The following is a 26,556-nucleotide window of genomic DNA, read 5'->3' on the forward strand; positions in this document are numbered from 1 at the left end:
GGTCGTCCTCGTAGTGGGCCTACTCGGACGACTCCGACAACGCAGCGAGCGTGCGTGCCAGGCGTCACGGGGCAGGCGGGACTTCCACAACACGGCCTAGCGGAGGTCAGGGTCGGCCGGCACCCTCACGGGCGGCGGGCGCCGCCGGGCGGGTCAGCCAGGCGGGTCAGCCACTCGCCCAGCAGGTGCTGCTCGGCCTGGCTCAGGACGCCGGCGTCGTCGGGGAGGGCGGCACGCAGCGCGCGGGCCGCAGCGGCGGGGCCGGACTCCGCGGCAGGGACCGCCGGTTCCGCGCGGGTGACGGCGGCGACCATGGACTCGCGAAGGACGGTCAGCAGCGCCGGGTTGCGCAGTTCCGCGGGGGTGGAGTGCCAGGTGGTGACCGTGCCGAGGCCGGTGGCCTGGATGATCTGGGCGGCCAGCTCCTCGTCGACCCGCAGCCATCCCGCGGCCGCCAGCCGGCGTACCCGGCCGCGGAGGATCTCCAGGCCCGCGCGGTGCGCGGCGGCAGGCCCCGAGCCGGTGGCCCTGTTCATCACGGCGAACAGCTCGGGACGCGAGACCCCGAACTCGACCACCATGTCCCAGCCGCGGCGCAGCTCCTCCACCGGGTCCTGCGGCGCGGGGTCGAGCTGCGCGCGCTTGCTCTCCAGGAACTGCGCGTAGCCGTGCTCGGCGACCGCCTCCAGCAGTCCGTCCTTGTCGCCGAAGTGCCGGTAGATGGCCGGCGGCTGCATCCCGGCAGCGGCGGCGACCGCACGGGTGCTCACCGCGTCGGGGCCGCCGCTTTCCAGCAGCTCGACGGCCGCCTCGACGATGCGCAGGCGGGGGTTGTCGGTGATCTCACGAGCTGGCATGTATCGATGGTATCGGGAACTTGCTTCCAGTGTTAGTTCCAGTGTTATCGTTCAAATGATTCCACTGGAAACACCGCTGGGAGAACACCGTGATCATCGTGACCGGAGCCACCGGAAACCTCGGCCGCCGCACCGTCGACCGCCTCCTGGAGCGCCTGCCCGCCGACCGTGTCGGGGTCAGCGTCCGCGACCCGCGAAAGGCCCGCGACCTCGCCGACCGCGGCGTCCGCGTCCGGCAGGGCAGCTTCGACGACCCCGCCTCGCTCGTCCACGCCTTCGAGGGCGCCGAGCAGCTGCTGCTGGTCTCCCTCGACCGCACGGGCGAGGAGTGCGTCAGCGGCCACCGCGCCGCGATCGGCGCCGCCGTGAAGGCCGGAGTCGGCCGCATCCTCTACACCAGCCAGATGGGCGCCGCCCACGACTCCCGCTTCCAGGCGTGCCGCGACCACGCACAGACCGAGGACCTGCTGCGCGCCACAGGACTGCCCTGGACCGCGCTGCGCAACGGCTTCTACGCCGCCAGCGCCCTGCGCTTCCTGGAGCCCGCCCGGCACACCGGCGACATCGCCCTGCCCGCCGACGGCCCCGTCGCCTGGACCGGCCACGACGATCTCGCCGAAGCCACCGCGGCGATCCTCACCGACGAGGGCCGCTTCGAAGGGCCGACCCCGCCGCTCACCGGTCCCGCGACGCTGGACTTCGACGCCGTCGCCGAGGCGGCGGCCCAGGCCACCGGGCGGCCCTTCACCCGCACCACCGTCCCCGACGACGCCTTCCGCGAGCAGGCCCTGGCGCACGGGGCGCCCGCGCCGATCGCCGACCTGATGCTGAGCATCTTCGCGGCGGCACGGGAGGGCGAGTTCTCCGCCGTCGACCCGACCCTGGCCGGGCTGATCGGCCGCGAGCCCGCCGGTTTCGCCACCCTGCTGGAGCAGGCCTGGGCCGAGTAGACCCTTCACGGCAACCGGCGGGGCCGCCCGTCGGCCCGAGTACGCAGCCGCCGCGGGCCGAACCCGCGTGCGGTCCGGGCGGGTTGGCGCCAGGGAGCGGGCGGAAGCGTTCATGCCGCGACCGGCATCCGCACCCTGCTGCCATCATCTGGGCCAGTGATCGTCAGGCCCCGTGCGCCGGCATTATTTGTGCTCACCATACCTGTATGAGCACAAACGTCCTGGATCAGGCCGAGGCCGCACCCGGCCGCAAGACCACCGGCGGCACACCGCCGCTCCCCCGGCAGCCCGGCGCGGCGACCTGCCCGCCCCGGACCCCGCAGGACGCCTTCGACGCGCTCCACTCGGCGTCGGCGCCCGGGCTGATCCGGCAGGCGTATCTGCTCACCGGGTGCCGACGGCTGGCCTTCGAGTCCGTCGAGTACGCCTTCCGGCGGGCGTGGCAGCACTGGCCCGAAGTCGCCGTCGCCGCCGACCCGGTGGGGTGGGTGCGGTCCCGGGCGCACGAGTACGCGCTGTCGCCCTGGCACCGGGTCCGCCGCGCTCCCGGCGGGCGCCGCCCGTTACCCGCCGCGCTCTTCGGCGCGGTGCTCCAACTGCCGCCGCGGCACCGGCGGGCCGCGCTGCTGTGCGACGGCCTCGGCATGAGCGTGGCCCTGGCCGCGGCGGAGACGGAGTCCAGCACCTGCGCGGTGGCGGGCCGGCTCGCCGCCGCCCGCGACGCCATCGACCGGCACCTGGGCATGGCGGACGAACCCGGCGCAAGCCGGCGGATGCTGCGCTCCTTCCTCGCCGACGGCTCGACGGCGACGATGGCGTCGGCCCGGGCGCTGCGCCTCAGCAGCGAGCGGCGGGCACGGCGGTTGGCACGTACGGTCTACGTCGGCGTCGCCGCCTTCTGCGCGCTGGTGGCGTACGTGATGTTCTGCGGGTCGTGAGCTGTTGCCGGGCGGGGGCCAACGCCCGGGCAGGCAGGGGCAGTCGGCCTTCCGGTGCGGGGGCGAGGGGTCGGCAGCGGTTGACCCGGTGTTCAGGTACGGGCAGCAGGCTGGGCCGCGTTCGCCGGGTGCGACGGTGAGGAGCCGTGCGGTGACGGACAGTTCGAGCAGCGGGGGCGGCGCGCGGGAGACGGCCGCGCCGCTGGCGGCGGCCGAGGCCGGGGACGTACCGGCCATGCGGTCGCTGGCGCTCCGCCTGGGCCGCGCGGACCGCGTCGGCGACGCGGAGGTCTGGCTGGCCCGGGTCAGGGCAGGGCTGACGCGGCCAGCCGGCGGCGACGGGCGCGTTGGCGGCAGGTGGGGCCGCAGTAGCGGGCGGGGCGGCCGGTGGGGCGGGACGCCAGGGCGGACCCGCACTCCTGGCAGCGGGCTGCCGCGTCGAGCGTGGCGGGGGCGTCACGAAAGCCGGGCTCTTGCGTGACGGAGGTGCGCAGGCCGTCCAGTGCCAGCCGGACCACGCGGGCGCCGCCGCTGCGGTCGCGGTGCGCGGCCCGCATCGCGGCGCAGCCGACGGTGAGCGCGGCGACGTCGTCCGCGGTGACGTCCGTGCGGACTCCTCCGGCCTGCTGGGCCGCACGCAGCAGGCCGTCGAGTGCCTGCCGGAAGCGCCGCGCCGACGCGGCAAGGCTCGGCCGCGGCCAGCTCGTCTGCGCGGTCAGCAGGTCGCACGCGTGCCTGCGCCCGTACGACCTGTCGACGACCTCGGCCAGGAAGCCGAAGAGTGCCGTGACGGGGTCGGCGCGGGCGGCCCAGCGGTGGGCGGCGTCCACCAGGGTCTCGACCTGTCGGACGAGTACCGCCTCCAGCAGGATCTCCTTGCTGGGGAAGTGCCGGTAGACGGTCCCGGCGCCGACCCCGGCCTGGCGCGCGATCGCGCCGAGCGAGACGTCCGGGCCGTGTTCGTCGAAGGCCTGCGACGCGGCGGCGAGCACCTTCGTGCGGTTGCGGCGCGCGTCGGCCCGACCCGCGTCCTGGGCAGCTGCGGTCATGTCACGTAATCCCTTGTCGATGCCACTCAACCGGGTGGAGCATTCCACATCGACCCCGGGGCCAGTCCCGACACCACCCATCAACCATCCCGGGGCGGAGGACGAAATGACCACTGACCGCTTGGTTGTCGTCACCGGCGCGACCGGCCGCCAGGGCGGCGCCACCGCACACCGGCTGCTGGCCGCGGGCCGGCCCGTACGGGTGCTCGTACGCAACACGGCCGCGCCCGCCGCCCGGGCGCTCCAGGCCGCGGGCGCCGACCTCGTACGCGCCGACCTCGACGACCCGTCGAGCCTGCCGGCGGCGCTGGAGGGGGCGACGGGGCTCTTCGCCGTACCGCCGGTGGCGTTCGGCCCGGCGGGCACCGACACGGAGCTGGAGATCGCCCGCGGGCGGGCGCTGGCCGACGCGGCGGCCGAGTCGGGCGTGGAGCACGTCGTGTTCACGGGCATCGCGTCCACGCCGGGCCGACCGGGCGGCTCCGAGGGCAAGAAGCGCATCGAGGACCACCTGCACGAGCGCATCGGCTCGGTGACCGTCCTGCGCCCGGTCCGCTTCATGTCGAACTACCTGGGCGGCACGCCCCTGGGGATCGACGGCATCGCCGACGGCGTCCACCGGCACCTCTTCCCGCCGGACGAGCCCGTCCAGATCATCGCGGTGGAGGACATCGCCGAGTTCGCGGCGCTGGCCTTCGACCAGCCCGGCCGCTTCGCGGGCCGCACCCTGGAACTCGCCGGGGACGCCCCCACCCCCGCGGAGGCGGTCGCCGCGATCAGCGAGGCAACCGGCACGCCGCTCCGCTACGAGCAGATCACCGCCGCGGAGACGGCCGCCTTCCCCCCGGAGATCGCCCGGGTCCGGGAGCGCTGGTCGGCCGGCTCCCGCTGGCACGCCGACATCGAGGCGCTGCGCGTCATCCACCCCGGCCTGCGCACCCTCGCGGACTGGCTCGCCGAGTCCGGCACCGCGCTGCTGCGCAAGCGGCTCCTCGCACCCGCCTGACCGCCCGCCACGGCTCGCGGGCGCCTGCGCTCGTACCGGGACGAGGGCCGGCGCTAGGCCGTGTTTTGGAAGTAGCGCCGTCCGCCCACAGGGCGGGCCCCGCGGCGTCCGGTGCGTGCGATCGCAAGGCGGAGGGTCGTCCTCGTAGTGGGCCTACTCGGACGACTCCGACAACGCAGCGAGCGTGCGTGCCAGACGCCGCGGGGCAGGCGGGACTTCCACAACACGGCCTAGGGGGCCAGGGTGCGCTGGACGCAGAACTCGTTGCCCTCGGGGTCCGCCAGCACCACCCAGCTGCAGTCCGCGCCCTGGCCCACGTCCGCCGGCGTGGCGCCGAGCGCGAGGAGGCGGGTCACCTCGGCCTCGGTGGTGGTGTCGACCGGGCTGACGTCGAGGTGGAGCCGGTTCTTGACCGCCTTGCCCTCCGGGACCTGGACGAACAGCACGGTGGGGGGCATCTGGCGGGCGCGGACGTCCTCGACTGTCGGCACCCAGGAGCCGATCTCGACCTTGCCCTCGCGCCGCTCGATCACGTCGAAGCCCAGGACCGCGCACCAGAAGGCTGCGAGGCGCTCCGGGTCGTGGCAGTCGACGGCCAACTCGGTGAACCTGCTTGTCATGACGCCCCCAGACGGTACGGACCGGGCTCAGAGTATGCGCCCGTGCGGTCACGCAGATCGCTGCGGGTCCCACCGGCCGTGGCATCGGCCCTGGTGGCGTGCCCGGGGCTAGCCTGTGGGGGGCCGGCGGCACCCCGGCGGCCACGGGCGCCGCACAGAAACGGAGCGGGAGCATGCGGGAGTTCCTGGTCGAGATCGTCACCACGATCCCGGAGGGCACCAGCCAGGAGGAAGTCGACAGGCGGAGGGCCGCCGAGGCCGTACGGGCGCGGGAACTGGCCGCGCAGGGGCGGCTGTCCCGATTGTGGCGGCCGGTCGGGGAGAAGCGCAGCCTGGGGATCTGGCGGGGCGAGGACGAGGGTGAGCTGCACGCGAACGTACTGGACACCCTGCCGCTGCGTCCGTGGATGGCCTTCGCCGTCACCCCGCTGGAGGCGCACCCGAACGACCCCGGCGCCTGACTGCTCCACCGGCCACTTTCCCCTGCCGCCGGTGTCTACCCCGGAGAACAGCCCAGGGCTTGGGTGCCCCGCCGTGCGAGTGCGGACGGGCCGGGCGCCGCCGTGGGGCGATGTGAGCAGAGGGGTAGCAGTGGGTAGCGACAAGGGACGGATGACGTCCGCACAGGCATGGGTGCTGGGGCTTGCCTCACTGGCGTCGTTCATGATGGCGATGGACAGCGTCGTGGTGTCCACGGCGCTGACGACGATCCGGCAGGACCTGACAGCCTCGACGGAATCACTTGAGTGGGTTGTCAACGCGTACAACCTGGCGTTCGCGGTGCTGCTGCTGACAGGGGCGGCGCTGGGCGACCGCTTCGGGCGGCGGCGGATCTTCATGGGCGGGCTCGCGGTCTTCACCGTGGCGTCGGCGGCCTGCGCGCTGTCGCCCGACATCGGGGCGCTGATCGCCTTCCGCGCCTTGCAGGGTGCGGGGGCGGCGATGGTGCTGCCGCTGTCGCTCACCATGATCAGTGCGATGTTCCCGCCGCAGCAGCGGGGCAAGGCGATGGGCCTGTATCTGGGCTTCACCGGTCTTGCGACCTTCAGCGGCCCCTTCATCGGCGGTGTCATCGCCGAGGGCCTGGCCTGGGAGTGGATCTTCTGGCTGAACCTGCCGGTCGGCATCGTCACCATCGCGCTGACCGCGCGGCGGGTCGGCGAGAGCACCGGCCCGAACAACCGCTTCGACCTGGTCGGTGTGGTGCTGGTGACGCTGGCCGCCTTCGGCCTGGTGTGGGGTCTGGTGCGGGGCAACGCGGCGGGCTGGAGCAGCGCGGAGGTGCTGGCCTCGTGGGTGCTCGGCGCGGTGCTGCTGGTGGCCTTCGTACGGTGGGAGCAGCGGACCAAGGCGCCGATGCTGCCGATGCGGTTCTTCCGGGCGCGGGCCTTCTCCACCGCGAACCCGGCGAACTTCCTGGTCTTCGCCTCGCTGTACGGCACGCTGTTCTTCATGGCGCAGTACCTGCAGACGGTGCTGGGCAACGGCCCGCTGGGGGCGGGGCTGCGGCTGATGCCGTGGTCGGCGACGCTGATGGTGTGCGCGCCGATCGTCGGCCGGCTGTCCGACACCTTCGGTGAGCGGACCTTCGTGGTCAGCGGCCTGCTGCTGCAGACGGTCAGCATGGGGTGGATCGCGCTGGTCGCCGACACCGACACCGCGTACGGCGCCCTGGTACCGCCGCTGGTGCTCAGCGGTATCGGCCTGACGATGGCGATGCCCGCGGCCCAGCGGGCGGTCGTCGGCGCGGTGCGCCCGCAGGAGATCGGGCAGGCGTCGGGGGTGTTCATGATGCTGCGAATCTTCGGCGGCGTCCTCGGGGTCGCGGTCACCGTGGCGGTCTTCTCCAGCCGCGGCGGCTACGCCTCCCCCGAGCAGTTCACCCGGGGCTTCACGGCGGCGATGACCGCGGTGACCGGTTACGCGGCGCTCGGGGTACTCATCGCCCTCGGCATCCCGCGCCGCCGCCCGGCCCCGGCTGTCGCGCCCGCACCGGCGGCCGCGCAGGCCCCGCAGGACGCGGCCGTGGGCTCGGCCGCCGCCGGGGACTGACCGCTCACTCCGCTTCCCGGCCCGCGCTCCGGGGTCGAACGCGAGCCGGGAAGCGGCGAGTTCACCACCCGATAGAGGGGTAAACGCTAGCCTTGCCACAGGTTGCACGTGTTCGGAACGCGCGTGCCGGGTGGGTGCAGGGGGGCGTATGAGAAAGAGCAGTGCAGGGGTCGTCGCGGTCGGGATGGCGGCGGCGTCGATGGTCGGGTTCTCCTCGGCGGAGCCGGCCGGGGCGCTGACCGGTCCGGTCGCGATGACGGCCGACGACCTGCCGACCTGGCAGACCAACGGCGTCGTGTGGGCACTGGCGCAGGCGGACGGCGTGGTCTTCGCCGGCGGGACCTTCTCCACGGTCAGGCCGCCGGGGGCGGCGGCCGGTACGAAGGAGCAGCAGGCGCTCAACTTCCAGGCCTTCGACGCCGCTTCCGGCGCCCCGACCTCGTGCCGGCTGTCCTTCACCGTCGGCAGCGGCACCGCGACGGTGCGGGCGCTCGCGGTCTCCCCCGACAAGTCCACGCTGTACGCGGGCGGGACCTTCGGCGCGGTCAACGGCACCAAGGTGGGCAACCTGGCGGCGGTCGACATCGCGACCTGCACGGTGAAGCCGGACTTCAAGGTCTCGGCGTCCGCGCAGGTGCGCGGGATCGCGGTGACGAGCAGCAGCGTCTACTTCGGCGGCAACTTCACCTCCGTCGGCGGCCAGACCCGGCAGCACTTCGCGGCCGTCGACCCCGCGACCGGGGCGCTGCGCCCCTTCGCGCCCGCCGCGGACGACGCGGGCAAGTCGCTGCTGGTCAGCCCGGACGGCTCGAAGGTGGTGCTGGGCGGCGACTTCGCCACCGTCAACGGCGCCGACTCGCACGCGCTGGCCGTGGTGGACGCCACGACCGGCGCCAACGTGCGGACCTACCCGGGCTTCATCGAGCCCACCTCGACCGTGCAGGACCTCACCGCGGACGCCACCGGCTTCTACACCGGCAACGAGGGAACCGGCGGCGGGGTCTTCGACGGCCGCATCGCGATGGACTTCAGCACCCTCGACCAGCGCTGGCGCGACACATGCCTGGGCGCCACCCAGGCCGTACAGGTCTACAAGGGCGTCCTCTACAGCGCCTCGCACGCCCACAACTGCTCCAGCATGGGGCAGTTCCCGCAGATGAACGACCGGCAGCACCTGCTCGCCGAGTCCGTGGACAACCCGCGCCCGCTGCTCGGCTGGTTCCCCGACACCGACGACGGCCCTGCGGGCACCGAGCAGATCGGCCCGCGCGCACTGACCGCCGCCTCCAAGGGCGGCACCGACTACCTGTGGGTGGGCGGCGAGTTCACCCGGGTCGCCAGCAACGGCAACCGGCTGCAGCAGGGCCTGGTCCGCTTCCCGAACACCCCCGACACCCGCAGCCCGTCCGTACCGCAGGCGCTGACCGCGTCGCTCGCGGCCCGGGGCGCGGTACGCCTCACCTGGCAGGCCTCGCTCGACCTCGACGACTCCGCGCTGACCTACACCGTCTACCGCAACGGCACCAGGATCGCGACGGTCAGCGGCAGTTCGACCTTCTGGATCCGCCCGACGGTCAGCACCTCCGACACCGCCACCCAGCCGGGCACGACGTACTCCTACCAGGTCACCGTGAGCGACGCGGCGGGCAACACCAGCGCGATGTCCGCGGCGGCGAGCGTCACCACGTACGGCACCGCCCCCTAGCCCTCCCCCGGGCCGGGAAATCGGCGGGCGCGGCAGCACACCGCCGCACTACGATGCGCGGATTGCCCGGGGACCTCGCCCGGGCGCGGATCGAGGGGGTGCCGGTGGCCACTGCCGCGCCGGGGAAGACGGCCGAGAGCACGGACGCGGGCCTGGGCGGCGGCGGGGCGTGGCGGGCGGTGACGGCCGGGGTGATCGCCGCCTTCGTCGGCTTCGCCAGCTCCTTCGCCGTCGTCCTCGAAGGCCTCGCCAAGGTCGGCGCCACGCACGCCCAGGCGGCCTCGGGGCTGATGGCGCTGCTGGTGACGATGGGGATCTGCGCGATCTTCCTGAGCCTGCGCTCGCGGCTGCCGATCAGCATCGCCTGGTCGACGCCGGGCGCCGCGCTGCTGGCCGGATCCGCGGTGCCGCACGGCGGGTTCCCGGTGGCGGTGGGCGCCTTCCTGGTCACCGGGGTGCTGATCGTGGCGTCCGGGCTGTGGCAGCCGCTGGGCCGCTGGGTCTCGGCGATCCCGGCGCCGCTGGCCAACGCCATGCTGGCCGGCATCCTGCTGCCGCTGTGTCTTGCGCCCGCTCAGGCGGTGAAGTCCGACCCGGCGATCGGGCTTGCGGTGGTGCTGACCTGGGCGGTCGTCGGAAGTGTGCGCAAGCTGTACGCGGTGCCGGCCGCCGTGGTGGTGGCCGTCGTACTGATCGCGACCACCACGCACATCAAGACCGACACGCTCGGGCCGATGTGGCCGCACCCGGTGGCGGTCGCACCGCACTTCACCGTCGCCGCGGTGGTCGGCATCGCGCTGCCGCTGTACGTGGTCACGATGGCCTCGCAGAACATCCCGGGCATCGCGGTGCTCGGCGCCAACGGCTACCACCCGCGGCCGGGGCCGCTGTTCGGCTGGACGGGGGTCTTCTCGCTGCTGTCCGCGCCCTTCGGCGGGCACGCGGTCAACCTGGCGGCGATCACCGCGGCCCTGTGCGCGGGGGAGGAGGCGGGACCCGACAGGAGCAGGCGCTACCGTGCGGCGGCCACCGCGGGCGGGGTGTACATCCTGCTGGGGCTCGCGGCGAGCGCGGCGGTGGCGCTGGTCGACGCGGCGCCGCCGCACATCATCGAGGCGGTCGCGGGCCTGGCCCTGCTGGGCGCCCTCGCCGGTTCGCTCACCGCGGCGATGGCCGACCCCGGGCAGCGCGAGGCGGCGGTGGTCACCGTGGTCGTGACGGTGTCGGGCGTGACCTTCTTCGGTGTCAGCGGCGCCTTCTGGGGCCTGCTGGCGGGCGGCGCCCTCTACGGTGTGCGGCACTGGCAGTCCCGCCGCGCGGCAGCGGTCGCACCCGCGGGCGTACCGGCGCAGCAGCAGGGAGCAGGTCCCGCGGGCCCCGCGGCGGCCGGTCCTGCGTCCGATCCGCCCGAGCCGGACCGCAGCTGATCCCTCGGCAGCTGCGGTCCGCCCGGTCCCGGACGGCAAGGCCCGGCCACCGAGCAGCCCACCTGGAACACGATGTAACGCTTTCCGGCGGCATCCGGCGGAGATCCAGGACACCGCTTGGCACCTGGGCATGTCAACACCGCCTCGTGCAGCGCTAGGCTGTGCGCATGAAACAGCGGAGTGTAACGCATGGCTAGGCAGTCGGGCTCCCGGGCCACCGTCCGGGCCATCGCCGCGGAGGCGGGCGTGTCCATCGCCACCGTCTCGCGGGTGATGAACGGTCAGGCGAACGTCGCCCCCGACACCCGGGAGCTGGTGCGCCGCGCCGTCGCGCGGCTCGGCGCCCCCGCGCCCGCCCGGCAGGGCACCGCGAGCGGCGCGATCTACGTGCGCTGCCCGTACGTCCTGACCGACTACTTCGGGGTGATCGTCTCCTCGATCGCCGAGACGCTCGACCTGCACGGCAGGCGGCTGGTGCTCAGCGCCGGCGACGCGGCCCGCGAGCTGCAGGTGCTCGGCGAACTGCCGGACGACCCGGCGATCGCGGGCGCGATCCTGGTCGTGCCGCCGGAGCCGGAGCGGGACCTGGAGGCGCTGCGGGCCGCCGACTTCCCCTTCGTGGTGGTGGACCCGCGCACCCCGCTGCCGCAGGACATCGCGTCGGTCTCGGCCGCCAACCTCGCGGCGGCGCGCACGGTCAGCGGGCACCTGGTGGGCCTCGGCCACCGGCGGATCGGGGTGATCGGCGGCCCCGGCGACTGGCTGGCCAGCCAGTCCCGGCTGGCCGGGCACACCTCCGCGCTCGCCGACGCCGGTGTGCTGCCCTCCCCCGAGCTGCTGCGCAGCATCGAGCCCACCGCCGACTGGGGCTACGACGCGGCCTGCCAGCTGCTCGACCTGCCCGAGCGGCCGACCGCGCTGGTGGCCTTCAACGACAAGGCCGCGGTCGGCGCGCTGCGCGCCGCCTACGAGCGGGACCTGCGGGTGCCGCAGGACCTGTCGATCACCGGCTTCGACGACATCGACCTGAGCCGCAGCACCGTCCCCCGGCTGACCACGGTCCGCCAGCCGCTGGAGGAGATGGGGCGGATGGCCGTCTCGCTGCTGATGCGGCTGCTCGACCGGCACACCGTGGACGCACTGCACGTCGAGCTGGCCACCCAGCTGGTGCTGCGCGGCTCCACAGGCCCCGTCCCCGGCGGCTACCCGGCCTGACCCCCGTGGCGGGGCTGCCGCGATGACTTTCCCGAGAAGCCCTGGTCTTTATTCCAGAGGGCCACACCCGCCCGCGGGTGCCGCCGGCTGCCGGCCGGGGCCGACTGGAAGGTTTTTCAGGTGACAACACATACGGAGACGTCCGCCCCGTCGCGGACGGCATGGACGCTGATACTGGCGTCGCTTGGGGCGTTCATCACCTCGCTCGACGTGGTGGTCGTCTCCACCGCCCTGCCGACGCTGCAGGAGCACCTGCACGCGAACCTGGCGGACTTGGAATGGACCATCAACGGCTACAACCTGGCGTTCGCCTGCCTGATGCTCACCGGCGCGGCGCTCGGCGACCGCTTCGGGCGGCGCAACATGTACGCGCTGGGGGTCGCGGTCTTCACGCTGTCGTCCATCGCGTGCGCGACCGCGGGTTCGGCGTCCGCGCTGATCGCCGCCCGTGTCGTCCAGGGCGCAGGCGCTGCGGTGGTGCTGCCGCTGACGCTGACCCTGATCAGCCACGCCTTCCCGCTGGAGAAGCGGGGCGCCGCGATCGGCATCTGGGGCGCCATCACCGGCCTCGGCGTGGCCGCAGGACCGGTGCTCGGCGGGCTGATCATCCAGGACATCTCCTGGGAGTGGATCTTCTGGATCAACGTGCCGGTGGGCGTGGCCGTCGTCGTGCTGTCGCTGCTGATGCTGGAGAACAGCCGCGGTACGCGCCCGCAGCTGGACCTGGTCGGCGTGGCGCTGGTCAGCACCGGGCTGCTGGCCCTGGTGTGGGCGCCGGTGCGCGCGCCGTCCATCGGCTGGGGCGACCCCGAGGTGGCCGTCGCGCTGGTGGTGGGCGCGGTGCTGCTGACCGCTTTCCTGGCCTGGCAGCGCCGGGCGCGCTACCCCATGCTGCCGTTGCAGTACTTCCGGGTCCGCGCCTTCTCCAGCGCCAACGGCGTCGTCTTCTTCATGATGTTCTCGCTCATCGGCTCGCTGTTCATGATCACCCAGATGTTCCAGCGCGGCCTCGGCTACGACCCGCTGCAGACCGGCCTGCGGATTCTGGTGTGGACGGCGATGCCGATGCTGGTCGCGCCGGTCGCAGGCGCGCTGTCGGAGAAGCTCGGCAACAAGCCGTTCATGCTCGTCGGCATGCTGCTGCAGGCGGTGGGCATGGGGTGGCTGGCGCTGGTCTCCTCCTCCGACGTCGGCTACGGGGACGTCGTCGGGCCGCTGATCGTGGCGGGCATCGGCATCTCCATGGTGTTCCCGACCGTGGCCAACGCGGTGGTCGGCTCGGTGCCGCTGGACGACTCCGCCGTCGCGGCCGGCACCAACAACACCGTGCGCGAGGCCGGCGGCGTCTTCGGGGTCGCGGTGCTGGTGGCCGTCTTCGCCGCCAACGGCGGCTACGGGTCCGTCGCGTCCTTCATGGACGGCTTCAAGGCCGCTGAGCTGGTCGCCGCCGTCGCGGCACTCGTCGGCGCCGGGGTCGCGGTGCTCGCCCCCGGCAGGAGCGCGGCCGGTGCCGTCCACGAGGCCGAGCACTCCGGGGTCCCGCAGACCGAGCGGGTCTGACGTCCCGGCCGCGGAACCCGGCAGACCGCCGCAGCACCCTTCACAGGTGCTGCGGCGGTCTGCCGGGTTCCGCGGCCTCAGGGAGTGCGGCCCAGCAGGGCGACCAGCCGGTCGCCGGGGCAGGCCAGCGGGGAGACGGGCACGGGGGCGTCGAAGAGGTCGGCGCCCCCGGTGATCATCGGCGCCCTGCGCAGGATCGCCAGCGCCAGCGGGACGGGTATGGGCCGCGGGCTGCCGCAGGCCTGGGCGATGTCCCAGCCGTGCACGGCCAGTTCGACGACCCCGATGAAGGCGACCGTCGCCCCGGGCACGGCCATGCCGCCGATGCTGACCTCGGGGCATGCGCGGGCCTGCCAGCTCTCCAGCAGCGCCACGGCGCCGCCGCGCACCGCCGCGACCGGGTCGGCGGGCGGTCCGGCGGCGGGCAGCAGGGCCACCTCGCCGTACTCGGCCGCCTCGCGCAGCGCGCACACCGACTCGTACAGGTGGCACAGCAGCGCGTCGAGATTCCAGCCCCTGCAAGGTGTCGGCAGCCGCAGCCCGTCGGGCGGCACCTGGTCGACGCAGCCGAGCCCGTACTCGACGGCCTGCTCCAGCAGCTGGACCGTGCTGTCCCGCGCGGTCACCTCAGCCATGACGGGGCCGGTGCGGTGCCGGGGTCGAGGGACTCGGGCAGGCCGAAGGACGGGAAGTAGCCGGTGTCGCGGAAGGCGAGGATGCGCGCGACCCGGTCGCCGCGCAGCGTGAGGACCTGCAGGGCGTGCGGGTGGAAGCGGTCGTCGGTCCCGCGCCAGTACGTCGCCAGGGCCGGCTGGCCGTCGTTGGTGGTGACCCCCAGCAGCCGCTGCTCGCCGGCGACGGGGAAGACCCGCTCGGCCAGGAAGCGCAGCACGACACCGCGTCCCTCGAACCACAGCGGGTCGGGCGGCATCTCCAGCCGCACGTCGTCGCGCAGCAGCCGGGCCAGGGCGTCGACGTCGGCGTTCTCGAAGGCCTTCGCGAAGCGGTCGACCAGGGCGCGGCCCTTGTCGTCGAGCGAGTCGGTGACCTCGTCCTCGGTCGCGGCGACCTGCTGCAGCTGGGCGCGGGCGCGCTGCAGCGCGCTGTTGACCGCGGCGGGGCTGGTGTCGAGCAGCGCGGCGACCTCGGCCGCGTGCCATGCCAGGACGTCACGCAGGATCAGCACCGCCCGCTGCCTGGGCGGCAGTTGCTGGAGGGCGACAATGAGCGCGAGGCGTACGCTGCCGCGCTCGGCGACCACCGCGGCCGGGTCGGCCGCGGTGTCGGGCATCGGCTGGACCCAGGGGTATTCCTCACCGGTGGGGTTGAGTGCCGCGGTGGCGTCGTCGCTCGCGGTCCCCAGGCCCGCGGGCACGAAGCGGCGGCTGCTGTGCTGGAGTGCGGTCAGGCATGCGCTGGTAGCGATGCGGTAGAGCCAGTAGCGCAGCGACGAGCGGCCCTCGAAGCCGCCGTAGCCGCGCCAGGCGCGCAGATACGTCTCCTGGACCAGGTCCTCGGCGTCCTGGACGGAGCCGAGCATCCGGTAGCAGTGGGCCAGCAGCTCGGGCCGGTATTCGGCCGCCTGCCGCAGGAAGGCATCGCTGTCCTGCGACGCCTCCCCGGCGGCGGCCCGACCGCTCAGCGTGTTCACGTGATCTCTCCGGGTGGTTGGGGAACCCCTCCACCAGTACAGACCCCGCCCGGCCGGGAAAGTCATCGCCGCAGGGCGCGGGCCTGCTCGGACGGCCTGCTCAGACGGGCTGCAGGCCGGCCGCCGACAGCGTGAACGCCAGCGCGTCCCCGTCCTCCTCCGCGGCCAGCGACACCATCGCGGCACCGGCCATGTCCGGGGTGAGCAGCGGGCCCATCGCGCGGACGAAGGCGTCGGTTCCGACGCCCTGGTAGGCCGCGTAGGCGGCGGCCGCCTCGGTGCCCAGGTCGGTGGTCGGCGACAGCGCAGGCAGCACCGCGCGGAAGCGGATGCCCAGCGCCTGCCGGAGCGACTCGGCGGCGGCGTACTCCGACACGAAGCGCACGGTGGCCTTGGCGCCCGCGTAGCCGCCGCTGAGCGGGGAGCCGCGCAGGGCCGCGCCGCTGGACAGCGACACCACGGTGCTGCCGGGCGGCAGCGGCAGCCGCAAGGCCGCGCGCGCCCAGTGGAAGGCCTGCTGGACGTCGACGTCCCAGGCGATGCGGAAGGTCTCCCAGGTGTGGTCCTGGAGCGGCCGCATGACCGGGGCGGCCCCGGCGTTCAGCACGACGGCCGCCGGTGTGTAGCGGGTCAGCAGCTCCGCTGCCAGGTCCGGGTCGGTGGCGTCGCCCCGCACGGGGACGAACGCGTCGCCCAGCTCGGCCTGCAGCTTCTCCAGCGACTCCGCGTCCCGGGCGAGCCCGACGACCCTGGCTCCCGCGCCGGCGAACGCGACGGCCGTGCCGCGGCCGAAGCCGCGGCCGACACCGGTGACGACGACGGTGTTTCCCGCCGGCTGCCTGACGGACATGATCTCTCCTCGGTTGCCGAAAATGCCTCGTCAATACAGACAACGGCGACCGGGGGAATTCATCGCCCGGGCCGTGCGGCCCGGGCGGGCGGGGTCAGGAGTCGGCCAGCTCCACATGCTGCGGGTAGAAGGCCACGTGCCCGGCGATGGTGCCGACGGCGTCGTAGGGCTTGTCGTACGTCCACACCGCGTCGGCGATCGTGCCGTCCGCGGTGACCAGCGAGAAGTACGAGGCGTCGCCCTTGTAGGGGCAGTATGTGCGGCTGTCGGTGGACTCCAGGGCGCTGGGCTCCACGTCGGCCAGCGGGATGTACTGCACCGGCGGGTAGGACGCCTCACGCAGCGTCAGCGCCTTGGTGGTGTCGGCGACGACCCGGCCGCCGGCCCGCACGACGACCCGCGACGGGTTGGGCTCCACGGTGATCGGATGGTCGGGACCGGGGATCTTGACGCTGCGTTCCATGTCATCTCCGTACGTGGATGGGCGGCCCTGTCGACCGTAGGCAGATGCGCTCGGCAGCGTCAAGCACGGCCCGCGGTGCCGCGGGAGGCAAGGGTCTGTCTGACACATAGCGTCTGCCTGGCGGGCGGACGACGCTATGTGTCAGACAGACCCTAGGCCCAGCCGCCGCTGCACCTGGAGCAGGTACTCCTTGCGGTCCCGCGGGTCGGGGCCGCTGCGCGGGCGTACCGGAGGCGCGCCGGTCACCGGGGCGTAGTGGTCGAAGACCGTCTCCAGTGCGCCCTCGCCGCGGGTCAGGGTGGGCAGGCGCTGCTCCAGGTCGTGCACCCGGGCCGCGGGGATGTCGCCCTCCAGCACGCTGCCGGCGGGTCCGGTGGACGCCGGGGCGCGCGGCACCGCACGCAGCCGGGACAGCACCGGGAGCACCGCGCCGAGCGCGTCGGCGGGCATCTCGATGCGGAAGCGGTGCATCGGCTCGTGCACCCGGGTGCCGGCCTGGTGCAGCGCGGCCGCCAGCACCAGCGGGGTGAGGTTGCGGAAGTCGCCCGACGTGCTCGACATGCTCTTGTCGAAGACCGCGTGCGCATGGCTCTGCCGCGCCCAGTACCCGGAGTGCGTCATGGTCACGGTGCAGTCGGCGACCTGCCAGCCGTACAGCCCCTGCGCCAGCGTGGAGTGCACCGTCTCCTCGACGGCGGCGAAGAACGCGTAGGGCAGCGAGCCCAGTTCGACCTCCCGGCGGAAGGCGATGCCGCTGCCGGGCGGCGCCGGCTCGATGCGCAGGCCGACCGTCGCCAGGAAGGGGTTGGCGTCCTTCTTGATGAACTCGACGGCCGAGCCGCTGCCGGTGACCCGCTCGACGTGGATGGTGGTCGTCTCGTGGAAGTCGGCCTGCACACCGTAGTCGTCGGCCAGGGTCGCCTGGATGACCTCCTTCTGCACCTCGCCGTAGAGGGAGACCGCGATCTCGCCGCGGTCCTCGTCGCGGCGCAGGTTGATCAGCGGGTCCTGCTCGGCGAGTTCGCCGAGCGCGCTGTGCAGGGCGGCCCGGTCGGCGGGCCTGCGGGCGGCGACGACCGTCTCCAGGCTGGGCGGCGCGAAGTGGTGCGCGCCGCCTGACACGTCGGACGGTACGCCGACGGTGTCGCCGATCCGCACCTCGCCCAGGCCCCACACCCGGGCGATCCGGCCGGCGGCGGCCGACGGCGCCGGCAGGTCCCTGCCGTGGTCGAAGACGCTCAGCGCGGTGACCCGGCCCTCCCCGACCGGGGCGCCGCCCCGGTGCAGCGGCGGGCGGTCGCGGACGTGCAGCGTGCCGGAGGTCAGCCGGACGTAGGCGATGCGCTCGCCCGCGGGTCCGCGCTCCATGGTGAACACGCTGCCGGACAGCGGCCCTTGGGGGTCGCCGGCCGAACCCGGCAGCAGTTCCGCGATGCCGTCGGTCAGCGCGTCGACGCCCGCGCCGGTGACGGCGGACCCCGCGAACACCGGGTGCACCAGCGCCTGCCCGGTCTGCACGGCCAGTGCCCGACGCAGCCGCGGGTAGGGCAGCGCGTCGGTGCCGGCCCGCACCCAGTCGGCGAGCAGGCCGTCGTCGTGGCCGGCCAGCGCCTCGGTGAGCCGGGCGGTGAAGACGGGGTCGCCGGGGCTGTACGGCAGCGCCGCGGCGTCCCTGGTGCCCTGCGCGGACGCGGAGGCCAGCGGGACGACGTCGGGGGTGAGCCGGGCGGCGATGCCGGCCAGTGTGCGGTCCAGGTCGGCGCCGCGGCGGTCGAGCTTGTTGACGAACACCAGCGTCGGGAGACGCAGCCGGCGCAGCGTCCGCATCAGCACGACGGTCTGCGGCTGGACGCCCTCCACCGCGGAGACCACCAGCACCGCGCCGTCCAGGACGCCGAGCACCCGCTCGACCTCGGCGATGAAGTCGGGGTGGCCGGGGGTGTCGATGAGGTTGACGGTGGTGCCGCCGATCACGAAGGAGACGACAGCCGACCTGATGGTGATGCCGCGCTGCTTCTCCAGCGCGAGGGTGTCGGTGGTGGTGCTGCCCCGGTCGACGCTGCCGATCGTGTCGATCACTCCAGCGGAGTACAGCAGCCGCTCGGTGAGGCTGGTCTTACCTGCGTCGATGTGCGCGAGAATGCCGAGGTTGAGCGATGGCACAGCTGGTCATGTCCTCAAGATAGGGGGGTTGTCCTGTCTGAGCGGGCATGACGGAACCGCGCATGATCATTGCTCCCTGGCCGTGTCGGTTGGCCTTCCGACTACAGCAGAGCGGCCGAGGGGCCGGCAACGGGATTTCCCGCGGCCGGCCCCCTGCGAAGGGTGGCTTCAGCCCCTGGGCACCTTGCGCGAGGCGCGCAGCCACTCCCTGTTCATGGCGGTGATCGAGGTCAGCGGGATGCCCTTGGGGCAGGCCGTGGCGCACTCGCCGGTCAGGGTGCAGCCGCCGAAGCCCTCGGCGTCCATCTGCGCGACCATGTCGAGCACCCGGGTCTCGCGTTCCGGTGCGCCCTGCGGCAGGGCGCCCAGGTGGTTGACCTTCGCCGAGGTGAACAGCATCGCCGAGCCGTTGGGGCAGGCGGCCACGCACGCGCCGCAGCCGATGCACTCGGCGTGCTCGAAGGCGCTGTCGGCCGCGGCCTTGGGCACCGGGGTGGCGTGCGCCTCGGGCGCGGCGCCGGTGGGGACGCTGACGTAGCCGCCGGACTGGATGATCCGGTCGAAGGCGCCCCGGTCCACGACCAGGTCGCGCACCACGGGGAAGGCGGCGGCCCGCCACGGCTCGACGTCGATGGTGTCGCCGTCGCGGAAGGAGCGCATGTGCAGCTGGCAGCTGGTGGTGCGCTCGGGGCCGTGCGCCTCGCCGTTGATGACCAGGCTGCACGCCCCGCAGATGCCCTCGCGGCAGTCGTGGTCGAAGGCGACCGGGTCCTGCCCCTCGACGGTGAGCCGCTCGTTGAGGGTGTCGAGCATCTCCAGGAAGGACATGTCGGGTGAGATGCCCTCGACGTCGTAGGCGGCCATGCCGCCGGGGGCGTCGGGGTCGTGCTGGCGCCAGATGCGCAGGGTGAGCTTCATGCGTAGCTCCGCTGGGTGGGGTGGACGTAGGCGAAGACCAGGTCCTCGCGGTGCAGGACGGGGGCGCGGCCGGTGCCGGTGAACTCCCAGGCGGCCGCGTAGCCGAACTCCTCGTCCCTGCGGGCGGCTTCGCCGTCGGGGGTCTGCGACTCCTCGCGGAAGTGGCCGCCGCAGGACTCGGCGCGGTGCAGGGCGTCCAGGCACATCAGCTCGGCGAGTTCGAGGTAGTCCACGATGCGGTTGGCCCGCTCCAGGGACTGGTTGAACTCGCCCTCGGTGCCGGGGACCTTGATGCGGCGCCAGAACTCCTCGCGGATCTGCGGGATGCGGTCCAGGGCCTTGCGCAGGCCTTCCGCGTTGCGGGACATGCCGCAGTACTCCCACATCAGCTCGCCGATCTCGCGGTGGAAGGAGTCGGCGCTGCGGTCACCGTCCACGCCGACCAGGCGGTGCAGCCGCTCCCTGGTCTCGGCCACGGCCGCGGCCACCGCGGGGTGTTCGGGTCCCGGGGTGTCGTGCCCGGGGTTCCTGGCGAGGTAGTCGTTGACGGTCGCGGGCAGCACGAAGTAGCCGTCGGCAAGGCCCTGCATGAGGGCGGACGCGCCCAGCCGGTTGGCGCCGTGGTCGGAGAAGTTGGCCTCGCCGATCGCGAACAGGCCGGGGATGGTGGTCTGCAGGTCGTAGTCCACCCACAGGCCGCCCATCGTGTAGTGCACGGCCGGGTAGATCCGCATCGGGACCTCGTAGGGGTTCTCCGCGGTGATCCGCTCGTACATCTCGAAGAGGTTGCCGTACCTCTCCTCGACGGCCTTGCGGCCCAGCCGGGCGATGGCGTCGGCGAAGTCCAGGTAGACGCCCTGCCCGCCGGGGCCGACTCCGCGGCCCTCGTCGCAGACGTTCTTGGCCGCGCGGGAGGCGATGTCGCGGGGCACCAGGTTGCCGAAGGAGGGGTAGATGCGCTCCAGGTAGTAGTCCCGCTCGTCCTCGGGGATCTCCGCGGCCGGGCGGGTGTCGCCTGCGGCCCTGGGCACCCAGATGCGGCCGTCGTTGCGCAGCGACTCGCTCATCAGCGTCAGCTTGGACTGGTGGTCGCCGGTGCGCGGGATGCAGGTGGGGTGGATCTGGGTGAAGCAGGGGTTGGCGAAGTGCGCGCCGCGGCGGTGCGCCCGCCAGATGGCGGTCGCGTTGGAGTTCATGGCGTTGGTCGACAGGTAGAAGACGTTGCCGTAGCCGCCGGAGGCGAGCACGACCGCGTCGGCGAAATGGGTGGTGATCTCGCCGCTGACCAGGTCGCGGGCGACGATGCCGCGGGCGCGGCCGTCGACCACGATCAGGTCGAGCATCTCGGTGCGGGCGTGCATCTCGACGTTGCCCGCCGCGATCTGCCGGGACAGCGCCTGGTAGGCGCCCAGCAGCAGTTGCTGCCCGGTCTGGCCGCGGGCGTAGAAGGTGCGGGAGACCTGGACGCCGCCGAAGGAGCGGGTGTCGAGCAGGCCGCCGTACTCGCGGGCGAAGGGCACGCCCTGCGCGACGCACTGGTCGATGATCTCCACCGAGATCTGCGCGAGGCGGTGCACGTTGGACTCGCGGGAGCGGAAGTCGCCGCCCTTGACGGTGTCGTAGAAGAGCCGGTGGATCGAGTCGCCGTCGTTGCGGTAGTTCTTGGCGGCGTTGATGCCGCCCTGGGCGGCGATGGAGTGCGCCCGGCGCGGCGAGTCCTGGTAGCAGAACTGCACGACGTGGTAGCCCTGTTCCGCGAGGGTGGCCCCGGCGGAGCCGCCGGCCAGGCCGGTGCCGACGACGATCACGGTGTGCCTGCGGCGGTTGGCCGGGTTGACCAGCTTGGCGGTGAAGCGGCGGGTGTCCCAGCGGTCTTCGACGGGTCCCTCGGGTGCCTTGGTGTCGGCGAGGGGTTCGCCGGTGGTGTAGTCGGCGTATGCGGTGGGGTTGCTCATGTCGGATCCCTCAGCTCACTCAGCTCACTCAGCTCACGAGGCCGGTCATCACGCCGACCGGCACGGCGATGAAGCCCGCCGTCAGCAGCAGGGCGAGGACGTTGGCGGTGCCCTTGAGCACCCGGTCGCGGGTGGCGCTGCCCGCGCCGAGGGTCTGGGCCGCGCTCCAGAAGCCGTGCCGGATGTGCAGGCCGAGCGCCAGCATCGCCGCGATGTAGATGACGTTGTTCCACCAGTCGTGGAAGGCGGCCACCACGTTGTGGTACGGGTGGCCGGGCACGAAGCCGCGCTGCACGGTGCCGGTGGTCAGGTCCAGGATGTGCCAGACGATGAAGAGCGCGAGGATCACGCCGCCCCAGCGCATGGTGCGGGTCGCGTAGCTGGAACGCGCCCTGCGGTGGACGTAGCCGACCGGGCGCGAGCGGATGTCGCGCCGGCTGAGCTGGTAGGCGCACACGCCGTGCGCGACCACCGCGGCCACCAGCCCGGTGCGGATGATCCAGAGCGCCCACTCGTAGTGGAAGAAGGGCTCGCCGAGGGTGCGCAGCCAGTGGGCGTAGCCGTCGAAGGTGCCCGGGCCGAAGAAGATCTTGAGGTTGCCGTACATGTGGACGACCAGGTAGAGCAGCATCACCAGGCCGCTCACCGCCATGACCGCCTTCTTGCCGACGGTCGATCCCCAGACCGTGCGGGCCGTCGACGGCCGCCGGTCCGTCCGCGTTGCCAGTGCCATGGACACGACGCTACGGCTGCCGATGACCAGTGGTCCAAGACATGATCGGGCTCGACTCGATAGGTGATGCCTATCGGGGGAGTTAGGCTGGCGGCATGCAGTTCCAGCAGCTGGCGTACTTCGTGGCCGTCGCGGACGCCCGGCACTTCACCCGGGCCGCCGAGGCCGTACACGTGTCGCAGCCGTCGCTGTCCCAGCAGATCAGGGCGCTGGAAAAGGAGCTGGGCGCCGCGCTCTTCAGCCGGGCGCGCGGCAACATCGCGCTCACCGACGCCGGTGAGGCGCTGCTGCCGCTGGCCCGGCGCATCCTCGCCGACGCCGACACCGCACGGCACGAGGTGCTCGAACTGGCGCAGCTGCGCCGGGGCCGGGTGCGGCTCGGCGCCACCCCGAGCCTTGCCACCGGCCTGCTGCCCGACGTGCTGCGCGCCTTCCACGACCGGCACCCGGGCATCCGGCTGATCATCGAGGAGGGCGGCTCGCACGACCTCGTACGCCACCTGGCCCGCGGGGCGCTCGACCTGGCGCTGGTCGTCCTGCCGCTGCCGAGCCCCTCCCCCGCGCTGACCACCGTGGAGCTGTTCCAGGAGGACCTGGTCGTGGTCTCCTCCGCCGACGACGAGCCGCCGGCCTCCCCGGTGCGCATCGCCGACCTCGAAGGGCGCCCGATGGTGATGTTCCGGCACGGCTACGACCTGCGGGACCTGACCCTCGCCGCCTGCCGGGCGGCGGGCTTCGAGCCGTACTTCACCGTGGAGGGCGGCGAGATGGACGCGGTGCTCGGCTTCGTACGCGCCGGCCTCGGCATCGGCGTCGTCCCGCAGACGGTGGCCGCCCGCGCGGGCCACGACCTCCGCGTCACCCCGCTGGCCCGCCCGGGCCTGCGCCGGACCGTGGCCCTGGCCCACCGCAGCGACGTGGCCCCTCCCCGCGCGGCCCGCGTCCTCCAGGACGTCCTCCTGACCGCCGCCACCCGCCCCCCGAACCCGGTCCGCCCCCGCCCGACCTGACCACACCATGAGCGGCACCCGCGGTGCCTCACCCCCGGGTCAGGGGCGGGTGCGGGGGAGGAGGGCCGCGGACAGGAGGAGGGCCGCGAGGGCGAAGCAGGCGCCGACCGTGAAGGCGGCGTGGAAGCCTGCCGCGCGGGCGGCGGGGAGGGTGGCCGCGTGGGCGTGGGCGATGTGGGTGAAGGCCACGGTCGAGGTCACCGCGACGCCCACCGCACCGCCCGCCTCCTGGCTGGTGTTGATCAGGCCCGCTGCCGTACCGGCCAGGTCGTCCGGTACGCCCGTCGCCGCCGCGATCTGGAGCGGGACGAAGGACATGCCCAGGCCCACGCCGACCAGCAGGAAGGGCGGCAGGAGGCCGCCCGCGTAGGCGGCGGAGACCGGGAGGCGGGCCAGGAGGAGCAGGCCCGCGGTGGCCAGGGCGAGGCCCACGACCAGTACGGGTGTGGGGGGCACCTTCGCGACCAGGCCGGACGCGAGGCCGGCGCCGACGACGACCGCGAGGGCCAGCGGGACGTACGCGAACCCGGTGTGCAGCGCGTCGTAGCCGAGCACCTGCTGCATGAAGAGGCTGGCGAAGAAGAACAGCGTCACCATCGCGCCGAGCATGAGCACGGTGGCGATGTTCGCGGTGCGCAGCGCCGGGAGGCGGAAGATCCGCAGCGGCAGCAGAGGTGCCTCGGCGCGCAGTTCGACGGCGGCGAACGCGGCCAGCAGCACCGCGGCACCGGCGAGGCCGCCGATCGTGCGGGCGGTCGTCCAGCCGGCGGTGACCGCCTCGTCGAGGGTGTAGATCAGCAGCAGGAGCCCCGCGGTGAGGCTCACCGCCCCGGCCGCGTCGAAGCGCCGCTTGGCCTCGGGCAGCCGGCTCTCGGGCAGGACGTAGGGCGCGGCGAGGACCGCGAAGAGGGCGATGGGCACGTTGATGAAGAACACCCAGCGCCAGCCGGGCCCCTGGGTGAGCAGTCCCCCGAGCAGCACCCCGAGCACGGAGGCAACGCCGGCCAGCGCGCCCCAGATGCCCAGCGCCTTGTTGCGGGCGGCGCCCTCGCTGAAGGTGGTCGTCAGCGTGGACAGCGCGGCGGGCGCGGTGAGCGCGGCGCCGAGGCCCTGCACGGCCCGGGCGCTGATCATCACCCCGGGGTCCTGGGCGATCCCCGCGGCCAGCGAGGCCGCGCCGAAGAGGACCATTCCGGTACGCAGCAGCCGGCGCCGCCCGAGCGTGTCGGCGAGCCGCCCGCCGAGCAGCAGGAAACCGCCGAGGACGGTGCCGTACGCGGTGACGACGAACTGCAGGTCGCCGTCTGCCATGTCCAGGCTGTGCTGGATCGAGGGGAGCGCGACGTTCACGATCGTGACGTCGAGGTAGACCATCGACTGCACCACGCAGAGGAAGGCCAGGATCAGACCCGGTCGCTGGGTGACCGGGGCGCGGGAAGAGCGGCTGCGCTGGGCAGCGGCGGCGAGTGTCATGCCGCGAAGCTAGCAACGTGAATATAGTAGGTACCTAGGAGATAGTGACTACCCCGGCCCCATCCCACCCGCCCTGGAGGCCCAGCCCATGGCCAGCACCGCCCCCTCCCCCGCCCGGCCCGCCGCCAAGGTCCCTGCCGAGCCGTGCCCGATCAGCCCGGTGGTGGACCTGGTGTTCAGCCGCTGGACGACCCCGATCCTGTGGCTGCTCCACGAGCACGGACGCCAGCGCTTCGTGGAGCTGCAGCGCCGGATCGGCACGATCACCCCGAAGGTGCTGACCCAGCGCCTGCGCCAGATGGAACGCGACGGCCTGGTCGTCCGCACCTACCACCCGGAGGTGCCGCCCCGCGTGGAGTACGAGATCAGCCCCCTGGGCCTGTCCCTGGCGCCCCTCTTCCGCACCCTGGCCGAGTGGTCCCAGACACACCTCCCCGAGGTGGCCGCAGCCCGCACCGACTACGACGACCGCGGCCAGCCGATGCCGTAGCCCCGCGCGGCGACGGTTCGTCAATGGCGGTTCACGCGGTAGCGGGCGTACAGGAAGGTCGTGTTGATCGTCCGGGACTCGATCAGGTCGAGGTTCACGCGGCGGGCGTGGTGGGCGAAGAAGGGGGTGCCGCCGCCGACCAGGACCGGGTGGACGCGGACGCGGTATTCGTCGATCAGGTCGTGGTCCGCCGCCTCGGCGGCGAGGGTCGCACCGCCGATGGCGATGTCGCCCTCGGCCGGCTCGGCCCGCAGCCGGGCGACCTCCGCCGCCAGGGTGCCGGACGCCAGGCGGGCGTTGCCGCGCACCGACGAGAGCGTCGTGGAGAACACCACCTTGGGCAACGCGTTCCAGACCGCGGCGAACTCCCGCTGCAAGCCGTCCAGCGGGCGGTCCTTACCGGCGTCCTCCCAGTACAGCATCGTCTCGTACAGCCGCCGCCCCAGCAGATGGACGCCGGCGCCCCGCACCTCGTCGGTGGCCAGCCGGAAGAGGTCCTCGTCGGGCTCCGTCCAGTCGAAGGACCCGTCAGGCCCGACGATGTACCCGTCGAGCGAGGCGTTCATCGAATAGGTCACGCTGCGCATCGGAAGTCCTCCTGCTGGAGTCAGTGGCCCATTCGGCGCTGCTCGTCGAATCGAAGCAGGACCCGTACCAGACGCCACCCTCCGGCCACCGCTCCGACCAGTGCGCCCCCTGCCCGCACGCCTTTCTCCGCCGAGCCGGAGAGGTCGAGAGCCAGGGCGGAAGTCCAGGCGACGGCGAGGATCAGTCCAGCCAGCGCCGCGGCGGTCACCAGGGCGAAGACGATCTCCACCGTCATTGCGTCCTTGTCCACCCGCGACTCGCGCCCCATGTCCATGCCGCAAGTTTCACATCACGGTCGCGCCACCGCACCTACCAGCACGGCGCAGCGGCGGATGCCGAGGGATCGCCCGGGGGGACGAGCAGGGCAGGCCCCCTGTTATCGTGCGCCGATGTCAACGATCAGGCAGTTCCAGGTGACCTTCGACTGCGCGGAGCCGGCACGGCTCGCCGCCTTCTGGTGCGAGGTGCTCGGGTACGTCGTACCCGCAGTCCCGAAGGGCTTCGCCACATGGGAGGAGTACCACGCCTCGCTGCCCGCCGAGGACGAGATCTACTTCGCGTGCACCGATCCCTCGGGCGCAGGCCCGCGTGTGCTCTTCCAACGGGTTCCCGAGGGCAAGGTCGTCAAGAACCGTGTGCACCTCGACGTCCGGGTCGGCACGGGGCTCGTGGGCGACGAGCGCCTGGCCACGCTCGAGGCCGAATGCGCCCGGCTGACGGCGCTCGGCGCGACACACGTACTGACGCAGCGCGCCGACGGCGTGAACGAGTCGTGCATCACGATGCAGGACATCGAGGGCAACGAGTTCTGCCTCGCCTGATCCGATCCAGCCGTCCGCAGCCCTCGTCGTCCGGTCACGCATGGTCCACGGGAGAAGACCTA

Annotated in this window: 25 protein-coding genes and 1 pseudogene; 12 read left to right on the top strand and 14 right to left on the bottom strand. The window is 73.2% G+C overall.

Annotated features, from left to right (window positions below):
• Positions 1 to 125: 125 nt before the first annotated feature.
• On the bottom strand, positions 126 to 857 hold the full coding sequence (locus tag JT723_RS33845) for a TetR/AcrR family transcriptional regulator (protein WP_205048726.1): 732 nt from the start codon (positions 855 to 857) through the stop codon (positions 126 to 128).
• Between the two features lie 89 nt (positions 858 to 946).
• Between JT723_RS33845 and JT723_RS33850 the strand changes: the two genes are divergently transcribed.
• Both JT723_RS33850 and JT723_RS33855 read left to right on the top strand, forming a co-directional pair.
• A complete protein-coding gene (locus JT723_RS33850; RefSeq protein WP_205048727.1) occupies positions 947 to 1,807 on the top strand; it encodes an SDR family oxidoreductase in 861 nt (286 codons plus the stop codon).
• A gap of 206 nt (positions 1,808 to 2,013) precedes the next feature.
• On the top strand, positions 2,014 to 2,745 hold the full coding sequence (locus tag JT723_RS33855) for a SigE family RNA polymerase sigma factor (RefSeq protein WP_205048728.1): 732 nt from the start codon (positions 2,014 to 2,016) through the stop codon (positions 2,743 to 2,745).
• A 305-nt stretch (positions 2,746 to 3,050) separates the two neighbouring features.
• Here the strand turns inward: JT723_RS33855 and JT723_RS33860 are convergent, their stop codons facing one another.
• A complete protein-coding gene (locus tag JT723_RS33860; RefSeq protein WP_205048729.1) occupies positions 3,051 to 3,794 on the bottom strand; it encodes a TetR/AcrR family transcriptional regulator in 744 nt (247 codons plus the stop codon).
• 106 nt (positions 3,795 to 3,900) lie between these two features.
• Here JT723_RS33860 and JT723_RS33865 point away from each other — a divergent pair, with 106 nt between their 5' ends.
• Positions 3,901 to 4,800, top strand: a complete 900-nt coding sequence (locus JT723_RS33865) for an NmrA family NAD(P)-binding protein (protein WP_205048730.1) — start codon at positions 3,901 to 3,903, stop codon at positions 4,798 to 4,800.
• Positions 4,801 to 5,030: 230 nt separating this feature from the next.
• Here JT723_RS33865 and JT723_RS33870 read toward each other — a convergent pair whose 3' ends face one another.
• Positions 5,031 to 5,420: a VOC family protein gene (locus tag JT723_RS33870; RefSeq protein WP_205048731.1), complete on the bottom strand. Its 390-nt coding sequence runs from the start codon at positions 5,418 to 5,420 to the stop codon at positions 5,031 to 5,033.
• Between the two features lie 173 nt (positions 5,421 to 5,593).
• On the opposite strand from JT723_RS33870, the gene JT723_RS33875 reads away from it, so the two are divergent.
• From JT723_RS33875 to JT723_RS33900, 6 genes and pseudogenes are all read left to right on the top strand, one after another.
• Positions 5,594 to 5,881 (top strand): muconolactone Delta-isomerase family protein, encoded by a 288-nt coding sequence (locus JT723_RS33875; RefSeq protein WP_205048732.1) that lies wholly within the window; start codon positions 5,594 to 5,596, stop codon positions 5,879 to 5,881.
• 151 nt (positions 5,882 to 6,032) lie between these two features.
• Positions 6,033 to 7,472 carry a DHA2 family efflux MFS transporter permease subunit gene (locus JT723_RS33880; RefSeq protein ID WP_205048733.1) on the top strand — a complete coding sequence of 480 codons (1,440 nt, stop codon included), beginning with the start codon at positions 6,033 to 6,035 and terminating at the stop codon, positions 7,470 to 7,472.
• 148 nt (positions 7,473 to 7,620) lie between these two features.
• Positions 7,621 to 9,156: pseudogene (locus tag JT723_RS33885) on the top strand (DUF7594 domain-containing protein); the annotation flags it as partial.
• Between the two features lie 83 nt (positions 9,157 to 9,239).
• A complete protein-coding gene (locus tag JT723_RS33890) occupies positions 9,240 to 10,604 on the top strand; it encodes a benzoate/H(+) symporter BenE family transporter (protein ID WP_240166627.1) in 1,365 nt (454 codons plus the stop codon).
• A 189-nt stretch (positions 10,605 to 10,793) separates the two neighbouring features.
• Positions 10,794 to 11,819 carry a LacI family DNA-binding transcriptional regulator gene (locus JT723_RS33895; protein ID WP_205048736.1) on the top strand — a complete coding sequence of 342 codons (1,026 nt, stop codon included), beginning with the start codon at positions 10,794 to 10,796 and terminating at the stop codon, positions 11,817 to 11,819.
• 120 nt (positions 11,820 to 11,939) lie between these two features.
• On the top strand, positions 11,940 to 13,379 hold the full coding sequence (locus JT723_RS33900; protein ID WP_205048737.1) for an MFS transporter: 1,440 nt from the start codon (positions 11,940 to 11,942) through the stop codon (positions 13,377 to 13,379).
• 77 nt (positions 13,380 to 13,456) lie between these two features.
• Here the strand turns inward: JT723_RS33900 and JT723_RS33905 are convergent, their stop codons facing one another.
• The 8 genes from JT723_RS33905 to JT723_RS33940 all read right to left on the bottom strand — a co-directional run bounded on the left by JT723_RS33905 (position 13,457) and on the right by JT723_RS33940 (position 22,112).
• Positions 13,457 to 14,014: a TIGR03086 family metal-binding protein gene (locus JT723_RS33905; RefSeq protein ID WP_205048738.1), complete on the bottom strand. Its 558-nt coding sequence runs from the start codon at positions 14,012 to 14,014 to the stop codon at positions 13,457 to 13,459.
• Positions 14,002 to 15,030, bottom strand: coding sequence for a sigma-70 family RNA polymerase sigma factor (locus JT723_RS33910; RefSeq protein ID WP_251513175.1), 1,029 nt, complete (start codon positions 15,028 to 15,030; stop codon positions 14,002 to 14,004). The genes JT723_RS33905 and JT723_RS33910 overlap by 13 nt, the downstream gene beginning before the upstream one ends.
• Before the next feature lie 100 nt (positions 15,031 to 15,130).
• Positions 15,131 to 15,880 (bottom strand): SDR family oxidoreductase, encoded by a 750-nt coding sequence (locus JT723_RS33915; protein WP_205048740.1) that lies wholly within the window; start codon positions 15,878 to 15,880, stop codon positions 15,131 to 15,133.
• 94 nt (positions 15,881 to 15,974) lie between these two features.
• Positions 15,975 to 16,343, bottom strand: a complete 369-nt coding sequence (locus JT723_RS33920; RefSeq protein WP_205048741.1) for a DUF427 domain-containing protein — start codon at positions 16,341 to 16,343, stop codon at positions 15,975 to 15,977.
• A 141-nt stretch (positions 16,344 to 16,484) separates the two neighbouring features.
• Positions 16,485 to 18,506, bottom strand: a complete 2,022-nt coding sequence (locus JT723_RS33925; RefSeq protein WP_205048742.1) for an elongation factor G — start codon at positions 18,504 to 18,506, stop codon at positions 16,485 to 16,487.
• 168 nt (positions 18,507 to 18,674) lie between these two features.
• Positions 18,675 to 19,424, bottom strand: coding sequence for a succinate dehydrogenase/fumarate reductase iron-sulfur subunit (locus JT723_RS33930; protein ID WP_205048744.1), 750 nt, complete (start codon positions 19,422 to 19,424; stop codon positions 18,675 to 18,677).
• Positions 19,421 to 21,379 carry a fumarate reductase/succinate dehydrogenase flavoprotein subunit gene (locus JT723_RS33935; protein WP_205048745.1) on the bottom strand — a complete coding sequence of 653 codons (1,959 nt, stop codon included), beginning with the start codon at positions 21,377 to 21,379 and terminating at the stop codon, positions 19,421 to 19,423. The genes JT723_RS33930 and JT723_RS33935 overlap by 4 nt, the downstream gene beginning before the upstream one ends.
• Before the next feature lie 28 nt (positions 21,380 to 21,407).
• A complete protein-coding gene (locus JT723_RS33940) occupies positions 21,408 to 22,112 on the bottom strand; it encodes a succinate dehydrogenase cytochrome b subunit (protein ID WP_205048746.1) in 705 nt (234 codons plus the stop codon).
• Positions 22,113 to 22,207: 95 nt separating this feature from the next.
• Here JT723_RS33940 and JT723_RS33945 point away from each other — a divergent pair, with 95 nt between their 5' ends.
• Positions 22,208 to 23,122, top strand: a complete 915-nt coding sequence (locus tag JT723_RS33945; RefSeq protein ID WP_205048747.1) for a LysR family transcriptional regulator — start codon at positions 22,208 to 22,210, stop codon at positions 23,120 to 23,122.
• Positions 23,123 to 23,161: 39 nt separating this feature from the next.
• Here the strand turns inward: JT723_RS33945 and JT723_RS33950 are convergent, their stop codons facing one another.
• Entirely contained in the window at positions 23,162 to 24,595 is a 1,434-nt protein-coding gene (locus JT723_RS33950; RefSeq protein ID WP_205048748.1) for a DHA2 family efflux MFS transporter permease subunit, read from the bottom strand.
• 88 nt (positions 24,596 to 24,683) lie between these two features.
• Here JT723_RS33950 and JT723_RS33955 point away from each other — a divergent pair, with 88 nt between their 5' ends.
• Positions 24,684 to 25,085, top strand: coding sequence for a winged helix-turn-helix transcriptional regulator (locus JT723_RS33955; protein WP_205048749.1), 402 nt, complete (start codon positions 24,684 to 24,686; stop codon positions 25,083 to 25,085).
• A gap of 20 nt (positions 25,086 to 25,105) precedes the next feature.
• On the opposite strand, the gene JT723_RS33960 is transcribed toward JT723_RS33955, so the two are convergent.
• Both JT723_RS33960 and JT723_RS33965 read right to left on the bottom strand, forming a co-directional pair.
• Positions 25,106 to 25,672 (bottom strand): dihydrofolate reductase family protein, encoded by a 567-nt coding sequence (locus JT723_RS33960; protein WP_205048750.1) that lies wholly within the window; start codon positions 25,670 to 25,672, stop codon positions 25,106 to 25,108.
• Between the two features lie 20 nt (positions 25,673 to 25,692).
• Positions 25,693 to 25,947: a DUF6332 family protein gene (locus JT723_RS33965; protein WP_205048751.1), complete on the bottom strand. Its 255-nt coding sequence runs from the start codon at positions 25,945 to 25,947 to the stop codon at positions 25,693 to 25,695.
• A gap of 115 nt (positions 25,948 to 26,062) precedes the next feature.
• On the opposite strand from JT723_RS33965, the gene JT723_RS33970 reads away from it, so the two are divergent.
• Positions 26,063 to 26,494: a VOC family protein gene (locus JT723_RS33970; protein ID WP_205048752.1), complete on the top strand. Its 432-nt coding sequence runs from the start codon at positions 26,063 to 26,065 to the stop codon at positions 26,492 to 26,494.
• The last annotated feature ends 62 nt before the right edge of the window (positions 26,495 to 26,556 follow it).

Source organism: Actinacidiphila bryophytorum (assembly GCF_016916835.1).
In the GTDB taxonomy this organism is placed as follows: domain Bacteria; phylum Actinomycetota; class Actinomycetes; order Streptomycetales; family Streptomycetaceae; genus Actinacidiphila; species Actinacidiphila bryophytorum.

Coding starts and splice junctions, on each gene's coding strand:
- JT723_RS33940 (WP_205048746.1), bottom strand. CDS start 22,112: ATGGCACTGGCAACGCGGACGGACCGGCGGCCGTCGACGGCCCGCACG.
- JT723_RS33895 (WP_205048736.1), top strand. CDS start 10,794: ATGGCTAGGCAGTCGGGCTCCCGGGCCACCGTCCGGGCCATCGCCGCG.
- JT723_RS33935 (WP_205048745.1), bottom strand. CDS start 21,379: ATGAGCAACCCCACCGCATACGCCGACTACACCACCGGCGAACCCCTC.
- JT723_RS33905 (WP_205048738.1), bottom strand. CDS start 14,014: ATGGCTGAGGTGACCGCGCGGGACAGCACGGTCCAGCTGCTGGAGCAG.
- JT723_RS33930 (WP_205048744.1), bottom strand. CDS start 19,424: ATGAAGCTCACCCTGCGCATCTGGCGCCAGCACGACCCCGACGCCCCC.
- JT723_RS33950 (WP_205048748.1), bottom strand. CDS start 24,595: ATGACACTCGCCGCCGCTGCCCAGCGCAGCCGCTCTTCCCGCGCCCCG.
- JT723_RS33965 (WP_205048751.1), bottom strand. CDS start 25,947: ATGGACATGGGGCGCGAGTCGCGGGTGGACAAGGACGCAATGACGGTG.
- JT723_RS33880 (WP_205048733.1), top strand. CDS start 6,033: ATGACGTCCGCACAGGCATGGGTGCTGGGGCTTGCCTCACTGGCGTCG.
- JT723_RS33970 (WP_205048752.1), top strand. CDS start 26,063: ATGTCAACGATCAGGCAGTTCCAGGTGACCTTCGACTGCGCGGAGCCG.
- JT723_RS33865 (WP_205048730.1), top strand. CDS start 3,901: ATGACCACTGACCGCTTGGTTGTCGTCACCGGCGCGACCGGCCGCCAG.
- JT723_RS33915 (WP_205048740.1), bottom strand. CDS start 15,880: ATGTCCGTCAGGCAGCCGGCGGGAAACACCGTCGTCGTCACCGGTGTC.
- JT723_RS33845 (WP_205048726.1), bottom strand. CDS start 857: ATGCCAGCTCGTGAGATCACCGACAACCCCCGCCTGCGCATCGTCGAG.
- JT723_RS33855 (WP_205048728.1), top strand. CDS start 2,014: ATGAGCACAAACGTCCTGGATCAGGCCGAGGCCGCACCCGGCCGCAAG.
- JT723_RS33860 (WP_205048729.1), bottom strand. CDS start 3,794: ATGACCGCAGCTGCCCAGGACGCGGGTCGGGCCGACGCGCGCCGCAAC.
- JT723_RS33870 (WP_205048731.1), bottom strand. CDS start 5,420: ATGACAAGCAGGTTCACCGAGTTGGCCGTCGACTGCCACGACCCGGAG.
- JT723_RS33945 (WP_205048747.1), top strand. CDS start 22,208: ATGCAGTTCCAGCAGCTGGCGTACTTCGTGGCCGTCGCGGACGCCCGG.
- JT723_RS33955 (WP_205048749.1), top strand. CDS start 24,684: ATGGCCAGCACCGCCCCCTCCCCCGCCCGGCCCGCCGCCAAGGTCCCT.
- JT723_RS33875 (WP_205048732.1), top strand. CDS start 5,594: ATGCGGGAGTTCCTGGTCGAGATCGTCACCACGATCCCGGAGGGCACC.
- JT723_RS33920 (WP_205048741.1), bottom strand. CDS start 16,343: ATGGAACGCAGCGTCAAGATCCCCGGTCCCGACCATCCGATCACCGTG.
- JT723_RS33960 (WP_205048750.1), bottom strand. CDS start 25,672: ATGCGCAGCGTGACCTATTCGATGAACGCCTCGCTCGACGGGTACATC.